This is a genomic window from Curtobacterium sp. MCBD17_023 (assembly GCF_003224415.1).
Lineage (GTDB): Bacteria > Actinomycetota > Actinomycetes > Actinomycetales > Microbacteriaceae > Curtobacterium.
Genome location: NZ_QKLJ01000006.1, coordinates 59,352 through 78,052, shown reverse-complemented (window position 1 = coordinate 78,052; position 18,701 = coordinate 59,352). Strand labels below are relative to the sequence as shown.

19 protein-coding genes are annotated in these 18,701 nt (G+C 73.4%); 5 read left to right on the top strand and 14 right to left on the bottom strand.

The genetic code is table 11. The features are described 5' to 3' along the window. The first annotated feature begins 142 nt into the window (after positions 1 to 142). Entirely contained in the window at positions 143 to 301 is a 159-nt protein-coding gene (locus tag DEI84_RS15690; RefSeq protein WP_181419437.1) for a hypothetical protein, read from the top strand. 24 nt (positions 302 to 325) lie between these two features. Here DEI84_RS15690 and DEI84_RS09765 read toward each other — a convergent pair whose 3' ends face one another. Continuing rightward, positions 326 to 1,057: a GntR family transcriptional regulator gene (locus tag DEI84_RS09765; RefSeq protein ID WP_110890664.1), complete on the bottom strand. Its 732-nt coding sequence runs from the start codon at positions 1,055 to 1,057 to the stop codon at positions 326 to 328. A 100-nt stretch (positions 1,058 to 1,157) separates the two neighbouring features. Here DEI84_RS09765 and DEI84_RS09760 point away from each other — a divergent pair, with 100 nt between their 5' ends. After that, entirely contained in the window at positions 1,158 to 2,300 is a 1,143-nt protein-coding gene (locus DEI84_RS09760; RefSeq protein ID WP_110890705.1) for an MFS transporter, read from the top strand. Between the two features lie 87 nt (positions 2,301 to 2,387). On the opposite strand, the gene DEI84_RS09755 is transcribed toward DEI84_RS09760, so the two are convergent. Both DEI84_RS09755 and DEI84_RS09750 read right to left on the bottom strand, forming a co-directional pair. Continuing rightward, complete coding sequence (locus tag DEI84_RS09755; protein ID WP_110890663.1) at positions 2,388 to 3,560, bottom strand: Vms1/Ankzf1 family peptidyl-tRNA hydrolase; 1,173 nt, start codon at positions 3,558 to 3,560, stop codon at positions 2,388 to 2,390. 2 nt (positions 3,561 to 3,562) lie between these two features. Continuing rightward, the gene (locus tag DEI84_RS09750) at positions 3,563 to 3,976 is read right to left on the bottom strand and encodes a hypothetical protein (RefSeq protein ID WP_110890662.1); all 414 of its coding nucleotides are present in this window, start codon (positions 3,974 to 3,976) and stop codon (positions 3,563 to 3,565) included. 205 nt (positions 3,977 to 4,181) lie between these two features. Between DEI84_RS09750 and DEI84_RS09745 the strand changes: the two genes are divergently transcribed. Continuing rightward, positions 4,182 to 7,259 (top strand): glycoside hydrolase family 2 TIM barrel-domain containing protein, encoded by a 3,078-nt coding sequence (locus DEI84_RS09745; protein WP_110890661.1) that lies wholly within the window; start codon positions 4,182 to 4,184, stop codon positions 7,257 to 7,259. 127 nt (positions 7,260 to 7,386) lie between these two features. Here the strand turns inward: DEI84_RS09745 and DEI84_RS09740 are convergent, their stop codons facing one another. Beyond that, positions 7,387 to 7,809, bottom strand: coding sequence for a DUF3151 domain-containing protein (locus tag DEI84_RS09740; RefSeq protein WP_110890704.1), 423 nt, complete (start codon positions 7,807 to 7,809; stop codon positions 7,387 to 7,389). Positions 7,810 to 7,835: 26 nt separating this feature from the next. Next, positions 7,836 to 8,168, bottom strand: coding sequence for a DUF3140 domain-containing protein (locus tag DEI84_RS09735; protein ID WP_110890703.1), 333 nt, complete (start codon positions 8,166 to 8,168; stop codon positions 7,836 to 7,838). Between the two features lie 276 nt (positions 8,169 to 8,444). On the opposite strand from DEI84_RS09735, the gene DEI84_RS09730 reads away from it, so the two are divergent. Then, the gene (locus DEI84_RS09730; protein ID WP_110890702.1) at positions 8,445 to 10,097 is read left to right on the top strand and encodes an ABC-F family ATP-binding cassette domain-containing protein; all 1,653 of its coding nucleotides are present in this window, start codon (positions 8,445 to 8,447) and stop codon (positions 10,095 to 10,097) included. An 87-nt stretch (positions 10,098 to 10,184) separates the two neighbouring features. Here the strand turns inward: DEI84_RS09730 and DEI84_RS09725 are convergent, their stop codons facing one another. The 3 genes from DEI84_RS09725 to DEI84_RS09715 all read right to left on the bottom strand — a co-directional run bounded on the left by DEI84_RS09725 (position 10,185) and on the right by DEI84_RS09715 (position 12,470). Continuing rightward, a complete protein-coding gene (locus DEI84_RS09725; RefSeq protein WP_110823297.1) occupies positions 10,185 to 10,904 on the bottom strand; it encodes an SDR family oxidoreductase in 720 nt (239 codons plus the stop codon). Between the two features lie 61 nt (positions 10,905 to 10,965). Beyond that, complete coding sequence (locus DEI84_RS09720) at positions 10,966 to 12,006, bottom strand: YihY/virulence factor BrkB family protein (RefSeq protein ID WP_110890660.1); 1,041 nt, start codon at positions 12,004 to 12,006, stop codon at positions 10,966 to 10,968. Between the two features lie 2 nt (positions 12,007 to 12,008). Continuing rightward, positions 12,009 to 12,470, bottom strand: a complete 462-nt coding sequence (locus DEI84_RS09715; protein ID WP_110890659.1) for a hypothetical protein — start codon at positions 12,468 to 12,470, stop codon at positions 12,009 to 12,011. Between the two features lie 143 nt (positions 12,471 to 12,613). On the opposite strand from DEI84_RS09715, the gene DEI84_RS09710 reads away from it, so the two are divergent. After that, positions 12,614 to 13,354 (top strand): MBL fold metallo-hydrolase, encoded by a 741-nt coding sequence (locus tag DEI84_RS09710; protein WP_181420407.1) that lies wholly within the window; start codon positions 12,614 to 12,616, stop codon positions 13,352 to 13,354. A 9-nt stretch (positions 13,355 to 13,363) separates the two neighbouring features. Here DEI84_RS09710 and DEI84_RS09705 read toward each other — a convergent pair whose 3' ends face one another. Genes DEI84_RS09705 through DEI84_RS09680 form a run of 6 tightly spaced genes read right to left on the bottom strand, consistent with a single transcriptional unit; the run spans position 13,364 to position 18,698 of the window. Next, entirely contained in the window at positions 13,364 to 14,290 is a 927-nt protein-coding gene (locus DEI84_RS09705) for a prenyltransferase (RefSeq protein ID WP_110890658.1), read from the bottom strand. Further along, entirely contained in the window at positions 14,287 to 14,682 is a 396-nt protein-coding gene (locus tag DEI84_RS09700) for a lycopene cyclase domain-containing protein (RefSeq protein ID WP_110890657.1), read from the bottom strand. The genes DEI84_RS09705 and DEI84_RS09700 overlap by 4 nt, the downstream gene beginning before the upstream one ends. Further along, complete coding sequence (locus DEI84_RS09695) at positions 14,679 to 15,056, bottom strand: lycopene cyclase domain-containing protein (RefSeq protein WP_110890656.1); 378 nt, start codon at positions 15,054 to 15,056, stop codon at positions 14,679 to 14,681. Before DEI84_RS09695 ends, DEI84_RS09700 begins: the two co-directional genes overlap by 4 nt. Then, positions 15,056 to 16,702: a phytoene desaturase family protein gene (gene crtI / locus DEI84_RS09690; RefSeq protein WP_258371748.1), complete on the bottom strand. Its 1,647-nt coding sequence runs from the start codon at positions 16,700 to 16,702 to the stop codon at positions 15,056 to 15,058. The genes DEI84_RS09695 and crtI overlap by 1 nt, the downstream gene beginning before the upstream one ends. Next, positions 16,699 to 17,643 carry a phytoene/squalene synthase family protein gene (locus DEI84_RS09685; protein ID WP_110890654.1) on the bottom strand — a complete coding sequence of 315 codons (945 nt, stop codon included), beginning with the start codon at positions 17,641 to 17,643 and terminating at the stop codon, positions 16,699 to 16,701. The genes crtI and DEI84_RS09685 overlap by 4 nt, the downstream gene beginning before the upstream one ends. Further along, entirely contained in the window at positions 17,640 to 18,698 is a 1,059-nt protein-coding gene (locus DEI84_RS09680) for a polyprenyl synthetase family protein (RefSeq protein ID WP_110823282.1), read from the bottom strand. Before DEI84_RS09680 ends, DEI84_RS09685 begins: the two co-directional genes overlap by 4 nt. Positions 18,699 to 18,701 lie beyond the last annotated feature (3 nt).

Below are 18,701 nucleotides of genomic sequence, written 5' to 3'. Positions count from 1 at the left end.
CGCGATCGGAGCCGTGGGCGAGCCGCCCGACGACGCCGACCATCCTAGGCAGCCCGTGTTCCTCCGGACGCGCCCGGAGGGTCTTGCGGACGGATGCGGGCAGGACGACACTGGCCCGACCATCCGGAGAAGGGACGAGCAGATGTCACAGTCGACACCGTCCGGGCGCAGGGACGCGCACCGGCTCTCCAGCGACGAGGCCGAGGTGCGGGAGGCCCTCCTCGACCACGACGCCGATCCGCACCTGACGTGGGTGACCGCGCAGCTCGACGGGACGGAGGAGCACCCGCTCGTCGAGTGACCGCGGCCGCCGGTGCGGGCCGCGTCAGGCCCGGCCGGCTCCCGCGTCGACGCCCGCCCGCTCCGGCGCACCGACGATCGCCATGCCGGCACCACGGAGGCGTCGTCCCTCCTGGGCGATGAACCCGAGCAGGCGGTCGTTCGTGCCGGCCACGTGCGCCGCCACGAGCTCCGCCGCACGGTCCGCGTCGCCGCTCTGCACCGCGTCGAGGATGTCGCTGTGCTCCTGCCACGCGGCGTCGCGCGCCTCCGGCGTCCGGACCTCGATCCACCGGGTTCGCTCGAGCCGGGTCAGGGCGTCCGCGACGGCGTCGGTGATGAACCGGTTGCCGCCGAGGGCCGCGAGGTCGAGGTGGAACGTCGAGCCCATCCGGATGCCGGCCTGCTGGTCCGGCGTCGGGCGGAGGGCGTCGAGGTGCGCTCGGACGGCGTCGAGGGCGTCCGGCTGGGCGCGGGCGACGGCGAGCCGGGCCGCGGCGGGCTCGAGCACCCCGCGGAGTTCGGCGAGCGAGGCGATCTCGCCGAGGTCGATCGGCGTGACCGTCCACGAGCGGCCCTCGTGCAGGATGAGCCCCTCACGCTCGAGCCGCGACAGCGCCGCCCGGACCGGGGTGCGCGAGGCGTGGAAGCGCGCTTCGAGGCCGCGCTCCGAGATCCGCTCCCCTGGTGCGATGTCGAGCGTCAGGATCGCGGCGCGGAGGTTGTCGTAGAGCTGGGCCGTCTGCGACACGGGTGCGGCGTCGGTCGGTTCGGTCACGGGCACCCAGCGTAGTGGCGTCGTCCCCGTTGGTATACCGTTCCGGTACACCAGCCGAGACGGAGGCCACGTGACCCACACCCCCGCCCGAGCGTGGACGATGCTCGGGCTCGGGGTCGCCGCGCAGGCCGCCGGCACGCTCGTCGTGACCGCGCCAGCACTCCTCATCCCGCACCTGCACGCCCAGGGGCTGTCCCTCACGCAAGCCGGTCTGCTGGCCGCCGCCCCCACCGCGGGCATGGTCCTCACGCTCATCGCCTGGGGCGCGGTCACCGACCGCATCGGCGAGCGCATCGTCATCGCGGGCGGCCTCGTCCTCACCACCCTCGCGGTCGCCGGGGCCTGGATCGCCGACCACGACGCGATGCTGCTCGGGGTGGCGTTCCTCCTGGCCGGCATGACGAGTGCGTCGACGAACGCGGCGAGCGGGCGGGTGGTCGTCGGCTGGTTCCCGAAGGAACGGCGCGGTCTCGCGATGGGGATCCGGCAGATGTCGCAGCCGCTCGGTGTGACGCTGGCGGCCGTCACGGTGCCGACGCTCGCCGAGACGTCCGGCATCCGGGCGGCCCTCGTCCTGCCGGTGGTGCTGTGCGCGGTCCTCGCGGTGGCCTGCGCGCTCGGGATCGTCGATCCACCTCGCCCGCCTGTGGCAGCCGCCGGCCCTGCCGCCGAGAACCCCTACCGGTCGACGGGGTTCCTCTGGCGCATCCACGCGGTGTCGGTCCTGCTCGTCGTGCCGCAGTTCACGCTGTCCACGTACGGCCTGGTGTGGCTCGTGACGCTCGGGTGGTCGACGGCTGCTGCGGGCCTCCTGGTCGGCGCGTCCCAGTTCGTCGGGGCGGTCGGTCGGATCCTGGTCGGGGTGTGGAGCGACCGCGTCGGCTCCCGCGTCGCCCCGTTGCGCGTCGTGGCCGTCTCGGCGGCGGCGGTGATGGCGGTCCTCGCGCTCGTCGACGTGGCGCACCTGCCGGCCGCCGCGGTCGTCCTCGTCGTGGCGACGAGCGTCACGGTGGCCGACAACGGGCTCGCGTACACGTCGGTCGCGGAGGCCGCCGGTCCCCGGTGGTCTGGCCGGGCCCTCGGCGCGCAGAACACCGGGCAGTTCATCGCGGCGAGCGCCGTCGGCCCGGGCATCGGCGCCCTGGTCGGACTGGTCGGGTTCGCGGGGTCGTTCCTGCTGGTCGCGGTACTGCCGGTGCTGGCCCTGCCCCTCGTCCCGCGGGCGGACCGGTCGCACGACTGACCTCCGCGCCGGTCGCGTGCCGGGGTGGCGGACGGACGGGAGGCTCGTGGCGGCGCCGCCACGAGCCTCCCGTCCGTCGTCGGCCGGTCAGGCCCCGGGGACCTCCGGTCCGGTGCGCCAGCGCAGCAGCGCGGCGGTCGGGCCGCCGCCGGGCAGCGCCGCGGCGTTGGCGTACACCACCTCGGCGTCGGTGAGCAGTGCGGCGCGGACGAGCCCGACCGCCGCCGGGACGGGTCCGAGCACCGCTGCACCGAGCGCCTGCTCCGGGGCGGTCGCGATCCAGGGCGCGGCGTCGAGGGCCAGGACCGTGCGGTCGGCGAACCCGGCGGGGTCGAGGACGACGACCGACGGCTGCGCCTGCTGCAGCGCCTCGACGACCGGCCCGAGCCCCGCGGCGACCTCGCCGTCACCGCGTCCCTCGTGTGTACGGAGGAGGTCCTCGACGTCGTGCCGCCGCTGGGCGACGACGCGGGCGAGCGCGATGTCGACGTGCTCGCGGACACCGTCCTCCGACGCGTCGGACGCCCGCGGGTCGATCGGCACCTCGGAGAGCAGGGGTGCGGTCGCCTTCGTCTTCGACAGCTCGGCGACGAGGAGCTGCCGCGCCCGGATGTCCCCGGCGACGACGATCAGCCGTGGTGCCAGCCGGTCGACGGCGTCCTGCACGGCGGCGGCCACCTCGGACTCGTTCTGTCGCCAGAGTTCCTCGGTGTGGTGCTGCCAGCGCAGGTGCGACCAGCCGCCGCCCTGGAACTTGTGGAGCGTGTCGGTACGGCCCTCGACCTCCTGCTCCTCGCGCTGGTCGGGGTGGTCGACGTGCCCGAGCCGGTAGGCGCGGTAGCCACCGCCACCACGGCCGACCTCGACGACGAGGAACGGGACGTCGAGCGGGCGGTGCGCCAGGAGCGGCACGAGGTCGGGCACGGCGCCGTGGCCGACGGACTCGGGTCCGTGCATGTGCCCGGGCAGCAGGTCACTGAGCACGAGCTCGCCGTCGTGCACCAGGACGTAGCGGCTGACCGGCGCGGGGACCCCGGGCGTCTCCTCGAGCTCGGCCATCACGGTGTCGATGACGTCCGCGTCGGCACCCGCGGCGCGGAGGGCGTCCTCGGCCTTCCGGCGCTGCAGGGCGGCGAGGTGCTGCGGGTCCTCGCGGTCCCCGGAGGCGTCGACGTACGCCCAGGTCCACGTGCCGCCGGTGGCGAGCCGGGTGCCGAGCGAGCGTCCTTCGTCGGTGGCCTCGTTCGCGGTGACGGGCATGCTCAGGCCTCCTCGTCCGTGGTCGGCAGGTCGTCGGTGTCGCTCGCACCGTCGGCCGCCGAGGCGTTCGACGACGTGACGTCGGCCGACGCGTCCGGGTCGGCCGCCGAGGACGTCGACCAGACCGTCGCGTCGGCACCGTCACCGCTGCCGTCCGACTGTTCGGCGGCGACTCCGTCCGGGTCGTCGGCGGTGTCGACGTCCGTCGAGTCGTCGACGAGCGCGCCCTCGAGGTCGCCGTCGTAGCCCGAGGCCTGGACGGTCTCGGCGTCGTCGGTGTCGTCCGATACCGGCTCGGACTGGCGGAACTCCTCGACGTGGGCGTTGCTGCCGTGTCCCTGGACGATGCTCTGCGCCTCGTGCGCCAGCTGATCGTCGAGCTCCGGGTTGTGGGTGGTGTTCCCGCGTTCGCTCATCGTTGCTCCTCTCGTGGGGGTCCCACGCTCCGCGACGGCACCTGACCCCGATCCCAGGTGGACGTCGGGTCCTGTGGTTGGCTTGACGCTGCACCCGATCGACGACGCGCCGGGACGACGGCACGGTCGCCGTCCCGGCCCCGCTGATCGCCACACCCGTCCCGAGCGCCCCGAGCGCGGGGCACCACGGAAGGACTGGTCGACGTTGACCGACGCCGCACTCGACGACCTGCACGCGACGACGCCGGGCTCGGCGACACGACTGGCGCCGCGCGCCTGGCTGCACACGGACGCTCCGTCCCTGTCGCTCGCCGGGGAGTGGGACTTCCGCTGGTCGCCCGTCGCCGACGCCCCCGCCTTCGAGGACCCGGACGGCTGGGGCACGCTCCCGGTGCCCTCGCACTGGGTCCTGCACGGCCACGGGGCGCCGAGCTACACGAACGTCCAGTACCCCTTCCCGATCGACGCCCCGCACCCGCCGGACGAGAACCCGACCGGTGACCACCGCCGGACCTTCACCGTGCCGGGCTCCTTCGACGGTGCCGCGCGGGTGCTGCTCCGCTTCGACGGTGTCGAGTCGCACTTCCGGGTGTGGCTGAACGGGCAGGAGGTCGGGTGGTCGACCGGGTCCCGGCTCGCGACCGAGTTCGACGTCACCGAGCTGCTCGTGCCCGGGGACAACGAACTCCGGGTGCGCGTGCACCAGTGGTCGGCGGCCTCGTACCTGGAGGACCAGGACCAGTGGTGGCTTCCCGGGATCTTCCGGGACGTCACCCTGCTCGCCCGTCCGGTCGCACCGATCGACGACGTGTTCGTGCGCGCCGCCTGGTCCGCCGTCCCCGGCGACGCGGCGAGCGCCGGGACCGCAGCGTCCGGCCGTCCCGCGACGGGCACCGGCACGATCACGGTGCCGAGCATCGAGGCCACGTTCCCGGTGCGCTTCCGGGTGCCCGAGCTCGGCGTGGACGTCACCTGGGCCTCCGCCGAGGACGTCGCACCGGTGACCGTCGAGGGCGTCGAGCCGTGGAGCGCCGAGGTCCCCCGCCTGTACGACGCCACGATGTCGGCCGCGGGTGAGACGGTCGCGCTCCGGCTCGGCTTCCGCACCGTGCAGATCGTCGGCGACCGCTTCCTCGTCAACGGCGAGCGGGTCGTCTTCCACGGCGTGAACCGGCACGAGACGCACCCCGAGCGCGGGCGGGTGTTCGACGAGGCGCACGCCCGCGCGGACATGGCGCTCATGAAGCGGAGCAACGTCAACGCGATCCGGACGTCGCACTACCCGCCGCACCCGCGCGTGCTCGACCTCGCCGACGAGCTCGGGTTCTGGGTGGTCCTGGAGTGCGACCTCGAGACGCACGGGTTCGAGGCCCTCGGCTGGCAGGGCAACCCGTCGGACGACCCCGCGTGGGAGGACGCCTACCTCGACCGCATCGCGCGGACCGTCGAGCGGGACAAGAACCACGCGTCGATCGTGATGTGGTCGCTCGGCAACGAGTCCGGCACGGGGCGCAACCTGGCCGCGATGGCGCAGTGGGTGCACGCCCGCGACACCGAACGCCCCGTGCACTACGAGGGCGACTACACGGGCGAGTACACCGACGTCTACTCGCGGATGTACCCGACGCTGCAGGAGACCGAGTCGATCGGCGGCGGTGCGGCCACGCCCCTGCTCGGGTGCGGTCCCGCCGAGGCCGCCCGGCAGCGCTCGAAGCCGTTCCTGCACTGCGAGTACGTGCACGCGATGGGCAACGGCCCCGGCCAGATCGCCGAGTACGAGGCCCTGGTCGACCGGTACCCGCGTCTGCACGGCGGCTTCGTGTGGGAGTGGCGTGACCACGGCCTCCTCGCGCACACCGCCGACGGCACCCCCTACCACGCCTACGGCGGCGACCACCACGAGGTCGTGCACGACGGCAACTTCGTGATGGACGGCCTCGTGCTGCCGGACGACACCCCGACGCCGGGCCTCGCCGAGTTCGCGGCCGTGGTCGCGCCGGTGCGCCTCTCCGTCTCCCCGTTCGGCGGTGGGACGGCCGCGGGCGGCGGCACCGTGCTCATCGAGAACCGGTACCACTCCGCCTCCACCGCGGGCCTGCGGTTCGTCTGGACGCTGTCGCGGAACGGCGTCGTCGAGGCGTCCGGGAGGCTCGCCCCCGGTGTCGTCGCCGCGCGGGGGTCCGCCACGGTGCCGGTCCCGGCGGAGGTGCTCGCCGCGGCGGCGCTCGCCCCCGGCGACGAGCTGTGGTTCGAGGTCGTGGCGGAGCTCGCCGGACCGACGGCGTGGGCGGACACCGGCCACGTCGTGGCACGCACCCAGACGCTCGTGGCGAGCGCGCCCGCCCGGGTGGTCGACGCCTCTCCCCACGCCGCTCCGCAGCGCGCCGGGACCGGCTCGCGTGGGCCCAGGTCGGGCTGGGACGGCGACCGTCTCGGGGAGGCGACCTTCAACGCCCGTGGCGACCTCGCCTCCCTCAAGGGGCACGCGGTCGCCGGCCCGCGCTTCGAACTGTGGCGCGCGCCGACGGACAACGACCGTGGCGCGTCCCAGGGCGGCTACGAGACGGCGGACCCGGTGCTCACCGGCGGGGTCGGCGATCCGGATGCGCCCTCCTCGGCGTCCCGGTGGGAGGCCCGTGGGCTCGACCGCCTGACGCACCGGCTCGTCGCGGTCGAGCGGACCGACGACGGCCTCGTGCAGCGCGTCCGCGTCGCGGCGGCGAACAGCGGGGCCGGCGTCGAGGTCACACACCGCTGGACGCTGACCGACGCCGGGCTGCTCCTGCGGACCGACACGGTGCCGTTCGGCGGGTGGGACGTGACCTGGCCGCGGGTCGGGATCCGCATCGACCTGCCCGCCGCGCTGCTGGACGGGACGGTCTCGTGGTTCGGTACCGGCCCGGACGAGTCGTACGCGGACTCGTCGCACGCCGCGCGCGTCGGACGCTTCGAGGCGCCCGTGTCCGCGATGACGACGCGCTACTCGATGCCGCAGGAGACCGGGCACCGTCCGGAGCTGCGGACGCTGACGGTCGGTCCGTTCACGGTGTCGACCGTGCCGGACCCGGCGACGGGGCACCGCGCCGGGTTCACCCTGACACCGTGGACCGCGCAGCAGGTCGGGCGTGCCGGGCACCCGCACGAGTTGCCGACGCCGGATGCGCTGTACCTGTACCTCGACGACGCGCAGCACGGCCTCGGGAGCCGGGCGTGCGGCCTCGACGTCCTGCCGGAGCACCAGCTCTGGCCGAGCGCCCGCAGCTGGAGCGTGCTGCTGGCGTAGGGCCGCGGCGGCAGCTGCACGGCGGCGGCTGCACCGGCCCAACAGGAACCCGTCCGAACCAGGGGATCCCCCGGTTCGGACGGGTTCCTGTTGGGCGCAGCCGCAGCGCGCCGCCCGCGCGGCGCGCTCAGCCGCGCGCGATTGTGTCGGCGGCCGCGGGGTCCGCGCCGTCGAGGAACTGCGTCAGGCGCTCGGGCTCGCCGGGTTCGTCGATCGCCTCGGCCGCGCGGCGCAGGGCGAACAGGGACCGCAGGACGCCCCGGTTCGGCTCGTGCGACCACGGCACCGGCCCGGCACCGCGCCACCCGGCCTTCCGGAGCGCGTCCAGCCCGCGGTGGTAGCCGACCCGGGCGTACGCGTAGGACTCGAGCGTGGCGCCGCGCTCCCACGCCTCGTCGGCGAGCAGCGCCCACGCCAGGCTCGACGACGGGTGCGACACCACCACCGAGGAGACGGGCACGTTCGACCGGAGGAGCGCGTCCACCTCGGGTTCGGCGGGCAGCAGGGTCTCGGGGTTCGTCGAGGGGGTCGGGAGCAGGTTGTCCGGCATGACCGCCACGCTACTTGAGCCGTCGCCTACTTCAGCGGGTCGTTGCCCCAGTTCATGAGCGAGTAGCGCCACTTGGTGTCGGTGACGTCGCCCGAGGGCCGCTGCTCCGAGTGCCGGGCGACGTACCCGACGACCTTGCGCATGTGTGCGTAGTCCTCGTCGGTGAGGTCACCCTGCTTCTTCTGCAGGATCGCCGCGATGTGCCGGCCGGACTCGTGCCCGGTGGACTCGGTCGCGCCGTCCTTCTTCTGCCCGACGGACTTCGACTCGTCGGTGTCCAGCCACTTCTCGAGCTGGGACGCGGTCATGTTCACCGCGTCGTGGAAGTCGTCCCGCGTCTGCTTCTCGTCGTCAGCCATGCCGGACATCTTGCGCGCGCCGACTGCACGGCCGTACGGTGAGTCGTACCCCGTCATCGCTCCGGGGTCGCGGTGCGGGACGACCGGCCGACGGCACGGGTGACGGCCACGGGGATCCCCGACGGAAACGGTGCGGCATTGCGCGAGATCACCGGCACTGCGCCGCAGCAGCAGCTGTCCCTGCGCTGACACCGTGACCTCGCCCGCCCACCGGTGGGACCGCCGCCCGAGCGGCTGACGGTGTCGTGCGCCCGCACGATCTCCGGAGGCATCCGCATGCCCATCAATCCGTCCGTCGTCCTGCACGACGTCTCCTTCGCGTGGCCCGACGGCACCGTCGCGCTCGACCGCATCACCGCCGCGTTCGGTCGCGGCCGCACCGGTCTGGTCGGCCGGAACGGGGCCGGCAAGTCGACCCTCGTCCGCCTCGTCACCGGCCAGCTCGTCCCCACCGCCGGTTCCGTCGAGACGACGGGGGCCGTGGACCACCTGCCGCAGCGGCTCGCCGGAGCCGCACCGCACCTCCCGTCCGGAGCGGGCACCGCCGTGCCGTCCGGTCTGGAGGCCCGTCCCGGCCCTCCGCGGACCGTCGCGGACCTGCTCGGGGTCGGTGCGCAGGTCACGGCGCTCCGCGCCGTCCTCGCCGGGAACGCGACGCCGGACGACTTCGAGGTGGTCGGCGACGACTGGGACGTCGAGGACCGGGCCGGAGCGGCCTTGGCCGCCCTCGACCTCGGTCCGCGAGCGACCCTCGGCGCTGCCGACCTCGACCGCCCCGTCGGGACGCTGTCGGGCGGTCAGGCGGTGCTCGTCGCGGTCGCGGGGATCCGTCTCCGCGCGCGTCCGATCGCGTTCCTCGACGAGCCGACGAACAACCTCGACCGCCGAGCGTGGGCGGCCCTGCTCGCGCTGATCGACGACTGGCGCGGCACACTCGTCGTCGTGAGCCATGACCGGGAACTCCTGGAGCACGTCGACGAGGTCGTCGAGCTCCGCGACGGCGCTCTGACCGTGTTCGGCGGCACGTTCTCGGCGTACGAGGAGCACCTCGCCGTGCAGCAGGCCGCCGTCGAACGGGAGGTCCGGGTCGCCGAGCAGCGGTACCGTGCCGAGAAGCGGCAGCGGATCGAGGCCGAGACCTCCATCGCGCGACGTGCGAAGGCAGGGGCCGCGTCCGCCACCTCCATCCCGAGGATCCTGGCGAACGAGCGGCGGAAGCAGGCCGAGGCGACCGCCGGGCGGCTCCGGTCCGGACATGCGTCGGCCGAGGCGGTGGCGTCGGCGACGGTACGGGAGGCCGGCCGCCGCGTCCGACAGGACGAGACACTGCACGTCGAGTTGCCCGACCCCGGCGTGGCCGCGTCGCGGCGGATCGCGACGATCACCGTGCGCGGTCGGGACGCGGTCGTGCAGGGACCCGAGCGCCTCGCCCTCGTCGGCGACAACGGCGTCGGCAAGACGACCCTGTTGGAACAGCTCGTCGGGCTCACGACGGCACGGGAACACCCGCTCCCCGACACCGGCGCGGTCGCCCACACCGACCGGGTCGGGTACCTCCCGCAGCAGAAGGACACCCTCGACGAGGACGCGACGGTCCTCGAGAACGTGCGACGCGCAGCGCCGGCCGTCCCGGTGCCAGAGCTGCGGAACCGGCTCGCGCGGCTGCTCGTCCGCGGGGACGCCGTCGACCGGCCGGCGGGATCGTTGTCCGGCGGGGAGCGCTTCCGGGTCGCACTGGCCGGTCTCGTCCTCGCGGATCCGCCGCCGCACCTGCTCGTGCTCGACGAGCCGACGAACGACCTCGACCTGTCGAGCGTCGACCAGCTCGTCGCGGCCCTCCGGTCGTTCCGCGGTGCGCTCGTCGTGGTGAGTCACGACGAGCGGTTCCTCGGGGGACTCGGGCTGACGTCGCGGATCGAACTCGGCTGAGGCTCGACCGGCGGACCGGGCGGGCCGGGCTCGGCCACGCGGCGCCGCGGGACGCTCGCGTGGCCGAGGCCCGGCGTGGCAGCGCCCTCAGCGTCGCCGCGACGGCCGGATCGACAGCATCTCGACCGTGCCACGCTCCGGCAGGTCGACCACGGTGCGGACCGCGTCGGCGACGTCCTCGGGCGCGAGGTAGTAGTCGGTGTCGTACTCCTCGCCGAGCTTCTCGGTGAGGGCCCGCTGCATGTCCGAGTCGGTGCGGCCCGGGTGCACGCTGGACACCCGCACGCCGTTCGCGCGTTCCTCCTCGCGCAGGGCGTCCGTGAAGGCCCGGAGCGCGAACTTCGACGCCGCGTAGACCCCACCGCCCGGACCGGCCGTGAAGCCGGCGCCGCTGTTGATCGTCACGACGAGACCGCGGGCGGCACGGAGGCCGGGCATCGCCACGCGGGTCAGTTCCGCGACCGCGAAGACGTTCGTGGCGAAGACGGCCTCCCAGGTGTCCCGCGGGGTGTCCGCGATGCGGGTGCCCTGCTCGACGCCGGCGGAGTGCACGAGGACGTCGATCCAGCTCGGCACGGCCGGCAGGTCCCCGGCGCCCAGGTCCCCGACGAAGGGCTCCGCGCTCGGCAGCTCCGCGACGACGGCGGCGACCGCGTCGGCGTCGCGTCCGCCGACGAGCACGTGGTGCGTCCGGCCCAGGTCGGCCGCGATCGCACGGCCGATGCCGCGGGTCGCTCCGGTGACGAGCGCGACCGGACGGTCGTTCGCGGCGGTGGGGACGGAGACGGGAGGCTCGGTGTCGGTCACGCAGGCAAGCCTACGGAACCGTCACCGAGCCTCCCGGACAGGACGCGCTCGCGCGCCGTGCTCACTCGTCCTTGGTCTCGCCGGCGCTCTGCCGGATGCGGATGCCCTGGAGGACGTCCTCGGCGCGCTTCTCGTCCTGCTTCTCGGTCTGGCGGGTGTCGCGCTCGGGGAGCTGGATGTCCTCCTCCGCCTTGATGCCGGCCTGCAGCTCGCGGCCACGCTCGATCTCGGCGTCGAACTCGGCACCGAAGAGCAGTGCGTTGTTCGTGATCCAGATCCAGAGGAGGAAGACGATCACACCACCGAGCGAGCCGTACGTGGCGTTGTAGTTCGAGAAGTTCCCGACGTAGAACCCGAAGCCGACGCTCGCGATGATCCAGATGAGCAGCGCGAGGATCGACCCGCCGCCGACCCAGGTGAACTTCGGCTGCTTGACGTTCGGCGACCAGTAGTAGAGCACCGCGACGATGACGATCGCGATGACGAGCAGGATCGGCCACTGCACGATCGACAGTACGGTCACCGCCACGTCGCCGAGGCCGATGACGTCCCCGAAGCTGCGGGCGAGCGGGGCGGACACGAGGGTGAGCAGCCCGATGACGAGCAGGACGACCGTGGTCACGGTGACGCCGAGCATGGTCGGACGGAGCTTCCAGATCGGTCGTCCTTCGCGGACGTTGTAGATGCGGTTCATCGCGCGGCCGAACGCGCCGACGTAGCCGGAGGCCGACCAGAGCGCACCGAGGATACCGACGATGAACGTGACGGGAGCGGCGGGCGAGCGGACGAGACCCTCGACCGGGTCGCGGAGGAGGTCAGCGACGTCCTTCGACCCGACGTTGCCGATGATCTGCAGCAGGGTGTCGATGGTCTTCGACGGGTCTCCGAACAGACCGAGGATGGACACGACCGCCAGCAGACCCGGGAAGAGCGCGAGGACGGAGTAGTACGTGAGGCCCGCCGCGAGGTCGGTGCACTGGTCGGCGGTGAACTCGCGGAGGGTCTTCTTCAGCGTGTACGTGACCGTCGGCTTCTTGAGGTCAGTGGGTGAATCCGGCTTGCGGGGGTCGTTCGCCGCCGGCTTCTGTGCTTCCTTCGCCATGGTCAGCCCTTCGCCGCCTTCTTCATCCGCTTGATCGACTTCCCCGCCCGCTTCGCGTCCTTCTTCCGACGCTTCTCGGCGGCTTCGCGCTCCTGGTACACCGGGTTGCCCGTCGGGTCCTTGCGTGCGAAGACGGGGACGCCCTTCGACTTGCCGTCCTTGCGGACCTTCACCGGCTTGAACACCGGCACGGGGGCGGGCTCGCGGAGCGCGGCGAGGCGACCGGCGGGGGTGTTCCCGATCCGGACGCCCACGACGATCGCCGCGACACCGGCCGCTGCGGTCATCGCGACCGCGACGAGGGGCGTCGGGTCGTGGCGCCAGCGCTGCTTGGTCTTCGCGACGGCCAGGCGCGTGCGCGCGGGCACGTCCGCCTTCTGCCGGATGCGGTCCACCGTCTCGGTGATCCGCTCCCGGGTGCGCACGTTCGCGAGCTCGAGCTCGGGGAGGGAGTCGTTGGGCATGCATCCTGAGTACACGCTCCGGACCGAGCGCACTCGCGGGACGCGCTCCGGTGGAGGTCCGGGCAGCGCACCGGGCGCTGCCGCCCATCCCCCGGCGCTGCTCCCGGCAACGCGTCCAGCGGCGTGGGCCTACCGTCCCCGTCATGCTGTTCCGGGACGTCGCAGAGGGCATCCACCGCCTCGAGCTCGCACACACCAACACCTACCTGGTCGAGACCGGGGACCGACTGCTCGTCGTCGACGCCGGGCTGCCCGCGGTCTGGCCGCACCTGCAGCTCGCCGTGCACGACCTCGGGTACACCCCCGACCAGGTCGAGGCCCTGCTGCTCACGCACGGGCACTTCGACCACGTCGGCACGGCCGCCCGGATGCACCGCGACTGGGGCACCCCCGTGTACGTCCACCCGGGCGACCGGGACCTCGCTGCGCACCCGTACTCGTACCGGCCGGCGGTGAACCGGTTCGGCTTCGTGCTGACGCACCCGGGCGGACTGCGGCCCCTCGGACGGATGCTGCTGGCGGGTGCCGCGACGGTCGACGGCATCGACGAGGTCGAGCTCATGGAGTCCCGCGCCGAGACCCCGGGGACCCCCTGGATCATCGAGACGCCCGGTCACACGGACGGACACGTCGCCCTGCACTTCGCGGACCGGGACGCGGTCATCGTCGGGGACGCCCTCGTCACGCTCGACCCCTACACCGGCGGCATCGGTCCGCGGATCGTCGCCCCGGCGGCCACGGCGGACGTCGACACCGCGGTGGCGTCGCTCGACCTGCTCGTCGACACCGAGGCCCGGCACGTGCTGCCCGGCCACGGCCCGTCGTGGTCCCGAGGCGTCCGCGCGGCCGTGGAGCAGGCGCGGCGGGTGGCCGGCGCGGCCTGACCGCCGGGGTCAGTGCGTGAAGGCGTACCCGATCAGGGCCAGGGTCACGACGGCCCCCGCCAGGTAGTTGAGCCACAGGAACCGCTTCCACCCCGCGTTCGCCGACTCGGCCTCGGCATCGGTGACGTTCCACCACCGCAGCACGTTGAGCGCGTACGGCACGACGACGACTGCCGCGACCGGCCCGGGGAACGCCGAGAACAGCAGCGCCACCCCGGCCACCAGGTACATCACGAACGCGAGGCGGACGGTCGCGCGCGCGCCGATGACGGTCGCCACGGAGCCGATCCCCCCGGCGCGGTCGGCGAGCACGTCCTGCACGGCACCGAACGCGTGCGAGGCGATCCCCCACAGGAAGAACGCGATGCACACCGCGACGAGGTGTCCGGTCCACTCGGGTCCGGCGAGCGCGAGTCCGTAGACCGCCGGGGACACGAAGTGCGTGGACGAGGTGATCGAGTCGAGGAACGGCCGCTCCTTGAAGCGCAGTCCCGGTGCGGAGTACGCGATGACCGCGAACACGCTGACCGCGAGCGCGAGCCACGACCACGGCCCGTTCCCGCTGGCCACGCCGAGCAGCACGAGCGCGACGAGGAACGGCACGTTCGTGACCACGACGGCCCACAGGGTCGCGCGGTGCACACTCCGGTCGAGCAGCGCTCCCTCGACCCCGCCCTTGCGCGGGTTGCGCAGGTCGGACTCGTAGTCGAACACGTCGTTGATGCCGTACATCGCCAGGTTGTACGGCACGAGGAAGTACACGACCCCGACGACGAACGCGAGCAGCGAGAAGCCGCCGCCACCCTCGACGCCGACCCCGCTGCCGAGCAGGTACGCGGCGCCGAACGGGTAGGCGGTGTTCACCCAGCTGATCGGTCGCGACGAGACGAACAGGGCTCGGAGGGTGGACGGTCTGGAGGCGCGGGGCACGGTCATGGGGCCTCCTCGGGGGAACGGGACGGCTGGGACGGGCGTTCCGACCGTACCGGTCGGTCGAGCAGGACCCAGCAGCTCGGCAGCAGCAGGACCGCCCCGATCGCGTAGGCGAGGTCCTCCACGGGGAAGAGCCCGACGCGGGCGCCGAGGACGAGCGCCCGGTCGTACGCGACGACGCCGAGCCCGACGATGACGTTGTTGAACACACACGTCATGACGACCAGGACGACGCCGGTGACGACGCCGCCGAGGACGGTGGACCGCCGGCTGCGCCCGGCACCGACCGTGCCGCGGCTCCGGCGCGCCGACACGACGCCGGCGGCGATCGCGGTCAGCACCGCCACCCCGAGGAACGGGACCGCGAGCAGGGCGTACGTCCCCGACCCGGTCACACCGGGCCTCCGCCCTGGACGTCGGAGACCGTGCCGGTGCCCTGTGCAGCCCGTCGCCGACGGAGGCGCTCGGCGACCGGGCGCACGGCTCCGAACAGGTCCATCGTCGTCCAGCACAGCAGGACCAGGAAGAAGAACTCCTCGAGCGGCACGTCCGGGGCGAGGAGCACACCCGTCAGCACCGGCGTCGTGCCGATGAAGAAGATCCCGAGGTGCACGCCGACGACGTCCCAGACCATGAAGAACGCGAGCCCGATGAGCATGACCACGGCGGCCCGGAGCGGCGCACGCCAGAAGAACAGCCGGTGGCGGGCGTCGAGCACCGCGACCCCGGCGATCGAGACGAGCAGGCCGGCCAGGTACAGCCCCGGCATCAGCCCGTCGTCCGGAGCGGCGGTGCGTCAGCCGACCGCGGGAGCGGGGTCGGCAACGGCTCGGTCGACGTGTCCCCGTGGATCCGCTTGAGCAGGACCTCGGCGCTGATGAGGCACATCGGGAGGCCGATGCCCGGGATGGTCGAGGCGCCGACGTAGTAGAGCCCGCCGACCTTCGTGGACGCGTTCTTCTCGCGGAAGAACGCACTCTGCGTCAGGGTGTGCGCCGGGCCGAGCATCGAGCCGTTCCAGGCGTTGAGGTCGTCGGCGAAGTCCTGCGGCCCGATCGTCCGGCGGACGAGGATCCGGTCGCGCAGGTCCGCGACACCGGAGCGCTCGGCGATGACGTCGATCGCGCGGTCGGCGATGGCCTCGACCTGGGCGTCCCCCGCGCCGTCGATCCCGCCCTTGCCGATGGAGACGTCGGCGGGCAGCGGCACGAGGACGAACAGGTTGGTCTGCCCCTCCGGCGCGACCGAGTCGTCGGTGAGCGAGGGCGCACAGACGTAGATCGAGGCGGGGTCCGGGACGTGCCGGTCCTTCCCGAAGATCGCGCCGAAGTTCGCCTTCCAGTCCGCGGTGAACACCAGCGTGTGGTGCAGCAGCCCGGGGACCTCGCCCTCGACGCCGAGGTAGACGAGGACGGCCGAGGGACCGGGATCGCGCTTCTGCCAGTGCTCCGCGTCGTGCGTCCGGTGCTCCTGCTCGAGGAGTTCCATCTCGGTGTGCCGGAGGTCCGCCGCGCTGACGATGAGGTCGGCGTGCTCGACGTGCTCCGTGCCGTCCTGGTCGCGCCAGGCGACGCCGGTGGCCTGGCCGTCGTCGACCACGATGCGGGACACGGTGGCGCCGGTGGTGATCGTCGCGCCCTCGGCGCCTGCGACCCGCTCGACGGCGGAGATGAGCGCGCTGATGCCGCCCTTCGGGTAGAGCACCCCGTCGGCGAGGTCGAGGTGGCTCATCAGGTGGTACATGCTCGGCGCCGCGTACGGGCTCGTGCCGAGGAACACCGCCGGGTACCCGAGGATCTGCCACAGCCGTCGGTCCTGCACGGCGGACGCGGCGAACGAGGACAGCGGCTGGACGAGCAGGCGGGCGAGCTTCCCCAGCCGCTTCAGGACGTCGGGGGCGGCGAGCTTCGTGAGGTCTTGGAACGTCCCGTACAGGAACCGGCGCACGGCCATGTCGTACGTGTCGGCGGCGGAGTCGAGGTACTTGGCCATCCTCGCGCCGGCACCCGGCTCGATCGACTCGAACAGCGCGATGTTCTCCTCGCGCGAGGCCCGCAGGTCGATCGGCTCGTCGTGCCCCTCGGTGTAGACGCGGTACCCGGGGTCCAGCACCTGGAGGTCGAGCTGCTCGTCGGCACTCGTGTCGAGCAGCCGGAAGAAATGGTCGAACACCTCGGGCATGAGGTACCAGCTCGGGCCGGTGTCGAACCGGAAGCCGTCCTGCTCCCACGAGCCGGCACGACCGCCGAGCTGGGTGCGCTGTTCGAGGACGGTCACGGCGAAGCCGTCCCGGGCGAGCAGGGCGGCGGCCGCCAGGCCGCTGATCCCGCCGCCGATGACGACGGCCCGTCGGACCGGCACGGCCCGTCCGGTGCTCGGTCCGGTCGTCGGACGGGAGGCAGGGGTCGGGCTCAAGACGAGCCTCCAGTCTGTGGCGTGGCGGGTGGTGCGGTGACGGGTGGCGCGCTCCGGGCGGACAGCGTGCCCCGACGGGCGAGGACGCGCGCGGCGAGGCGGGCCTTGGCGGGGTTCGGGACGCGGACGCGGGAGGTGATGAGCCGCGCTGCCGGGGTCGCGGCGATGCGGTCGTTGAGCTCCTGGAACAGGGCGTGGGCGAGGGCGACCGCGGGGCGGGCGTCCTTCGGCAGGAGCGGCACGGTGCGGGCGGCGCGGTCGAGGTCGGCCTGGACGTCGGCGACGAGCCGGTCCTTCGTGGCCTCGTCGAAGCTGCGGACGTCGACGCCGGGGAAGTACGAGCGGCCGAGCACCTCGAAGTCCGCGTGCAGGTCGCGGAGGAAGTTGACCTTCTGGAACGCGGCCCCGAGGGCCCGGGCCCCGTCGACGAGCACGGCGTCGTCGAAGGTCGGTCGTCCGGCGCGGTACACGAAGGCGCGGAGGCACATCAGTCCGACGACCTCGGCCGATCCGTACACGTAGGTGTCGAAGGACGCCTGGTCGTGCTCGGTCTGGTCGAGGTCCATCCGCATCGACGCGAAGAACGGGCGGGTGAGCTCGGGGCCGAAGCCGGTCGTCCGGGCGCTCCGGGCGAAGGCGTGCACGACGGGGTTCACCGAGAAGCCGAGGGCCATCGCACGCTCGGTGTCCGTCTCGAGCTCGTCGAGGACCGTGCGGGCGAGCTCGGGGTCGAGTCCCGCCTCGGTCGCGGGGCCGTCCACGACCTCGTCGGCGACGCGGACCAGCGCGTAGACGTTCCGGATGTGCTCGCGGGTGTCCTTCGTCAGCAGTCGGCTGGCGAGGCCGAACGACGTGGAGTACCGGCTGATGACCACGCTCGAGGCGGCCTCGGCGGTGGCGTCGTAGAGCGGCAGGCGGTCGGGGGTGGTGCTCGACGTCACCGGACGCGCTCCACGAGTTCGGTGACGAGTCCCTCGAGCCGGGCGCCGAGTTCGTCGGGCAGCGCGGCCAGCTCGGCGCGGGCCAGGGCGGTGTGCTCGCGGATGTGGTCGAGGGCCGCGTCACGCGCACCGCACTCGACGAGGAGGGCGCGGAGACCGGCGGCCCGCTCCTCGGTGAGGTCCGGGTCGCCGAGGTAGGGCGCGAGGTCCGGCCAGCAGTCGGTCGTCGCCGCGTAGGCGATGAGCATGGTGCGCTTGCCCTCGCGGAGGTCACCGATCGCGGTCTTGCCGGTCGCGCCCTCGTTCCCGAAGACCCCGAGCAGGTCGTCGACGATCTGGTAGGCGATGCCGATCTCGCGGCCGAAGGCGCCGAGCGAGGCCACCACGGCCTCGGGCGCCCCGGCGAGCACGGCGCCGGACTGCAGCGGCGCCTCGAAGCTGTACACGCTCGTCTTGGCGCGTTCCATCTGGAGCACCTCGGCCACGGTCGGCATGACGCCGAGCGCGAGGTCGACGTCGGCCATCTCGCCGGCGGCACTGGCGAAGACGGCGTCGTCGAACAGGTCGAGCAGTCGGGACCGGCGCTCCCCGGTGACGCCGCTGGCCTCGATGAAGCGCGGGGCGGCGGCGAGCGCGAGGTCGCCCGCGATGACGGCCGCGCTCGTCCCACGGTGCTCGGCGGTCGGCAGCGGCAGCCCGCCGGTCGTCGCGGTGTCGCGGAAGGACCCGGCCACGTTCGGACGGCCGCGGCGGGACCAGTCGCGGTCGATGACGTCGTCGTGCACGACGAGTGCGGTGTGCAGCAACTCGTACGCGGCGGCGACGTGTGCGCCCGCGTGCTCGTCGTCACCCCCGAGGGCGGTGTACGAGGTGAGCACCATGCGCGGCCGGAAGCGCTTCCCGCCCATGCTCGCCTTGCGGAGGACGCGCCAGAGTTCCTCGGACGGCCGGCCGAAGGCCGCGGCCCGGGCGCTCGACGCCGTGAAGAAGTGCTCCAGGCACGCATCCACCAGCGCGAGGTCGATGTGCGCCACGGTGGCCGCTTCCTCGGTCATTGG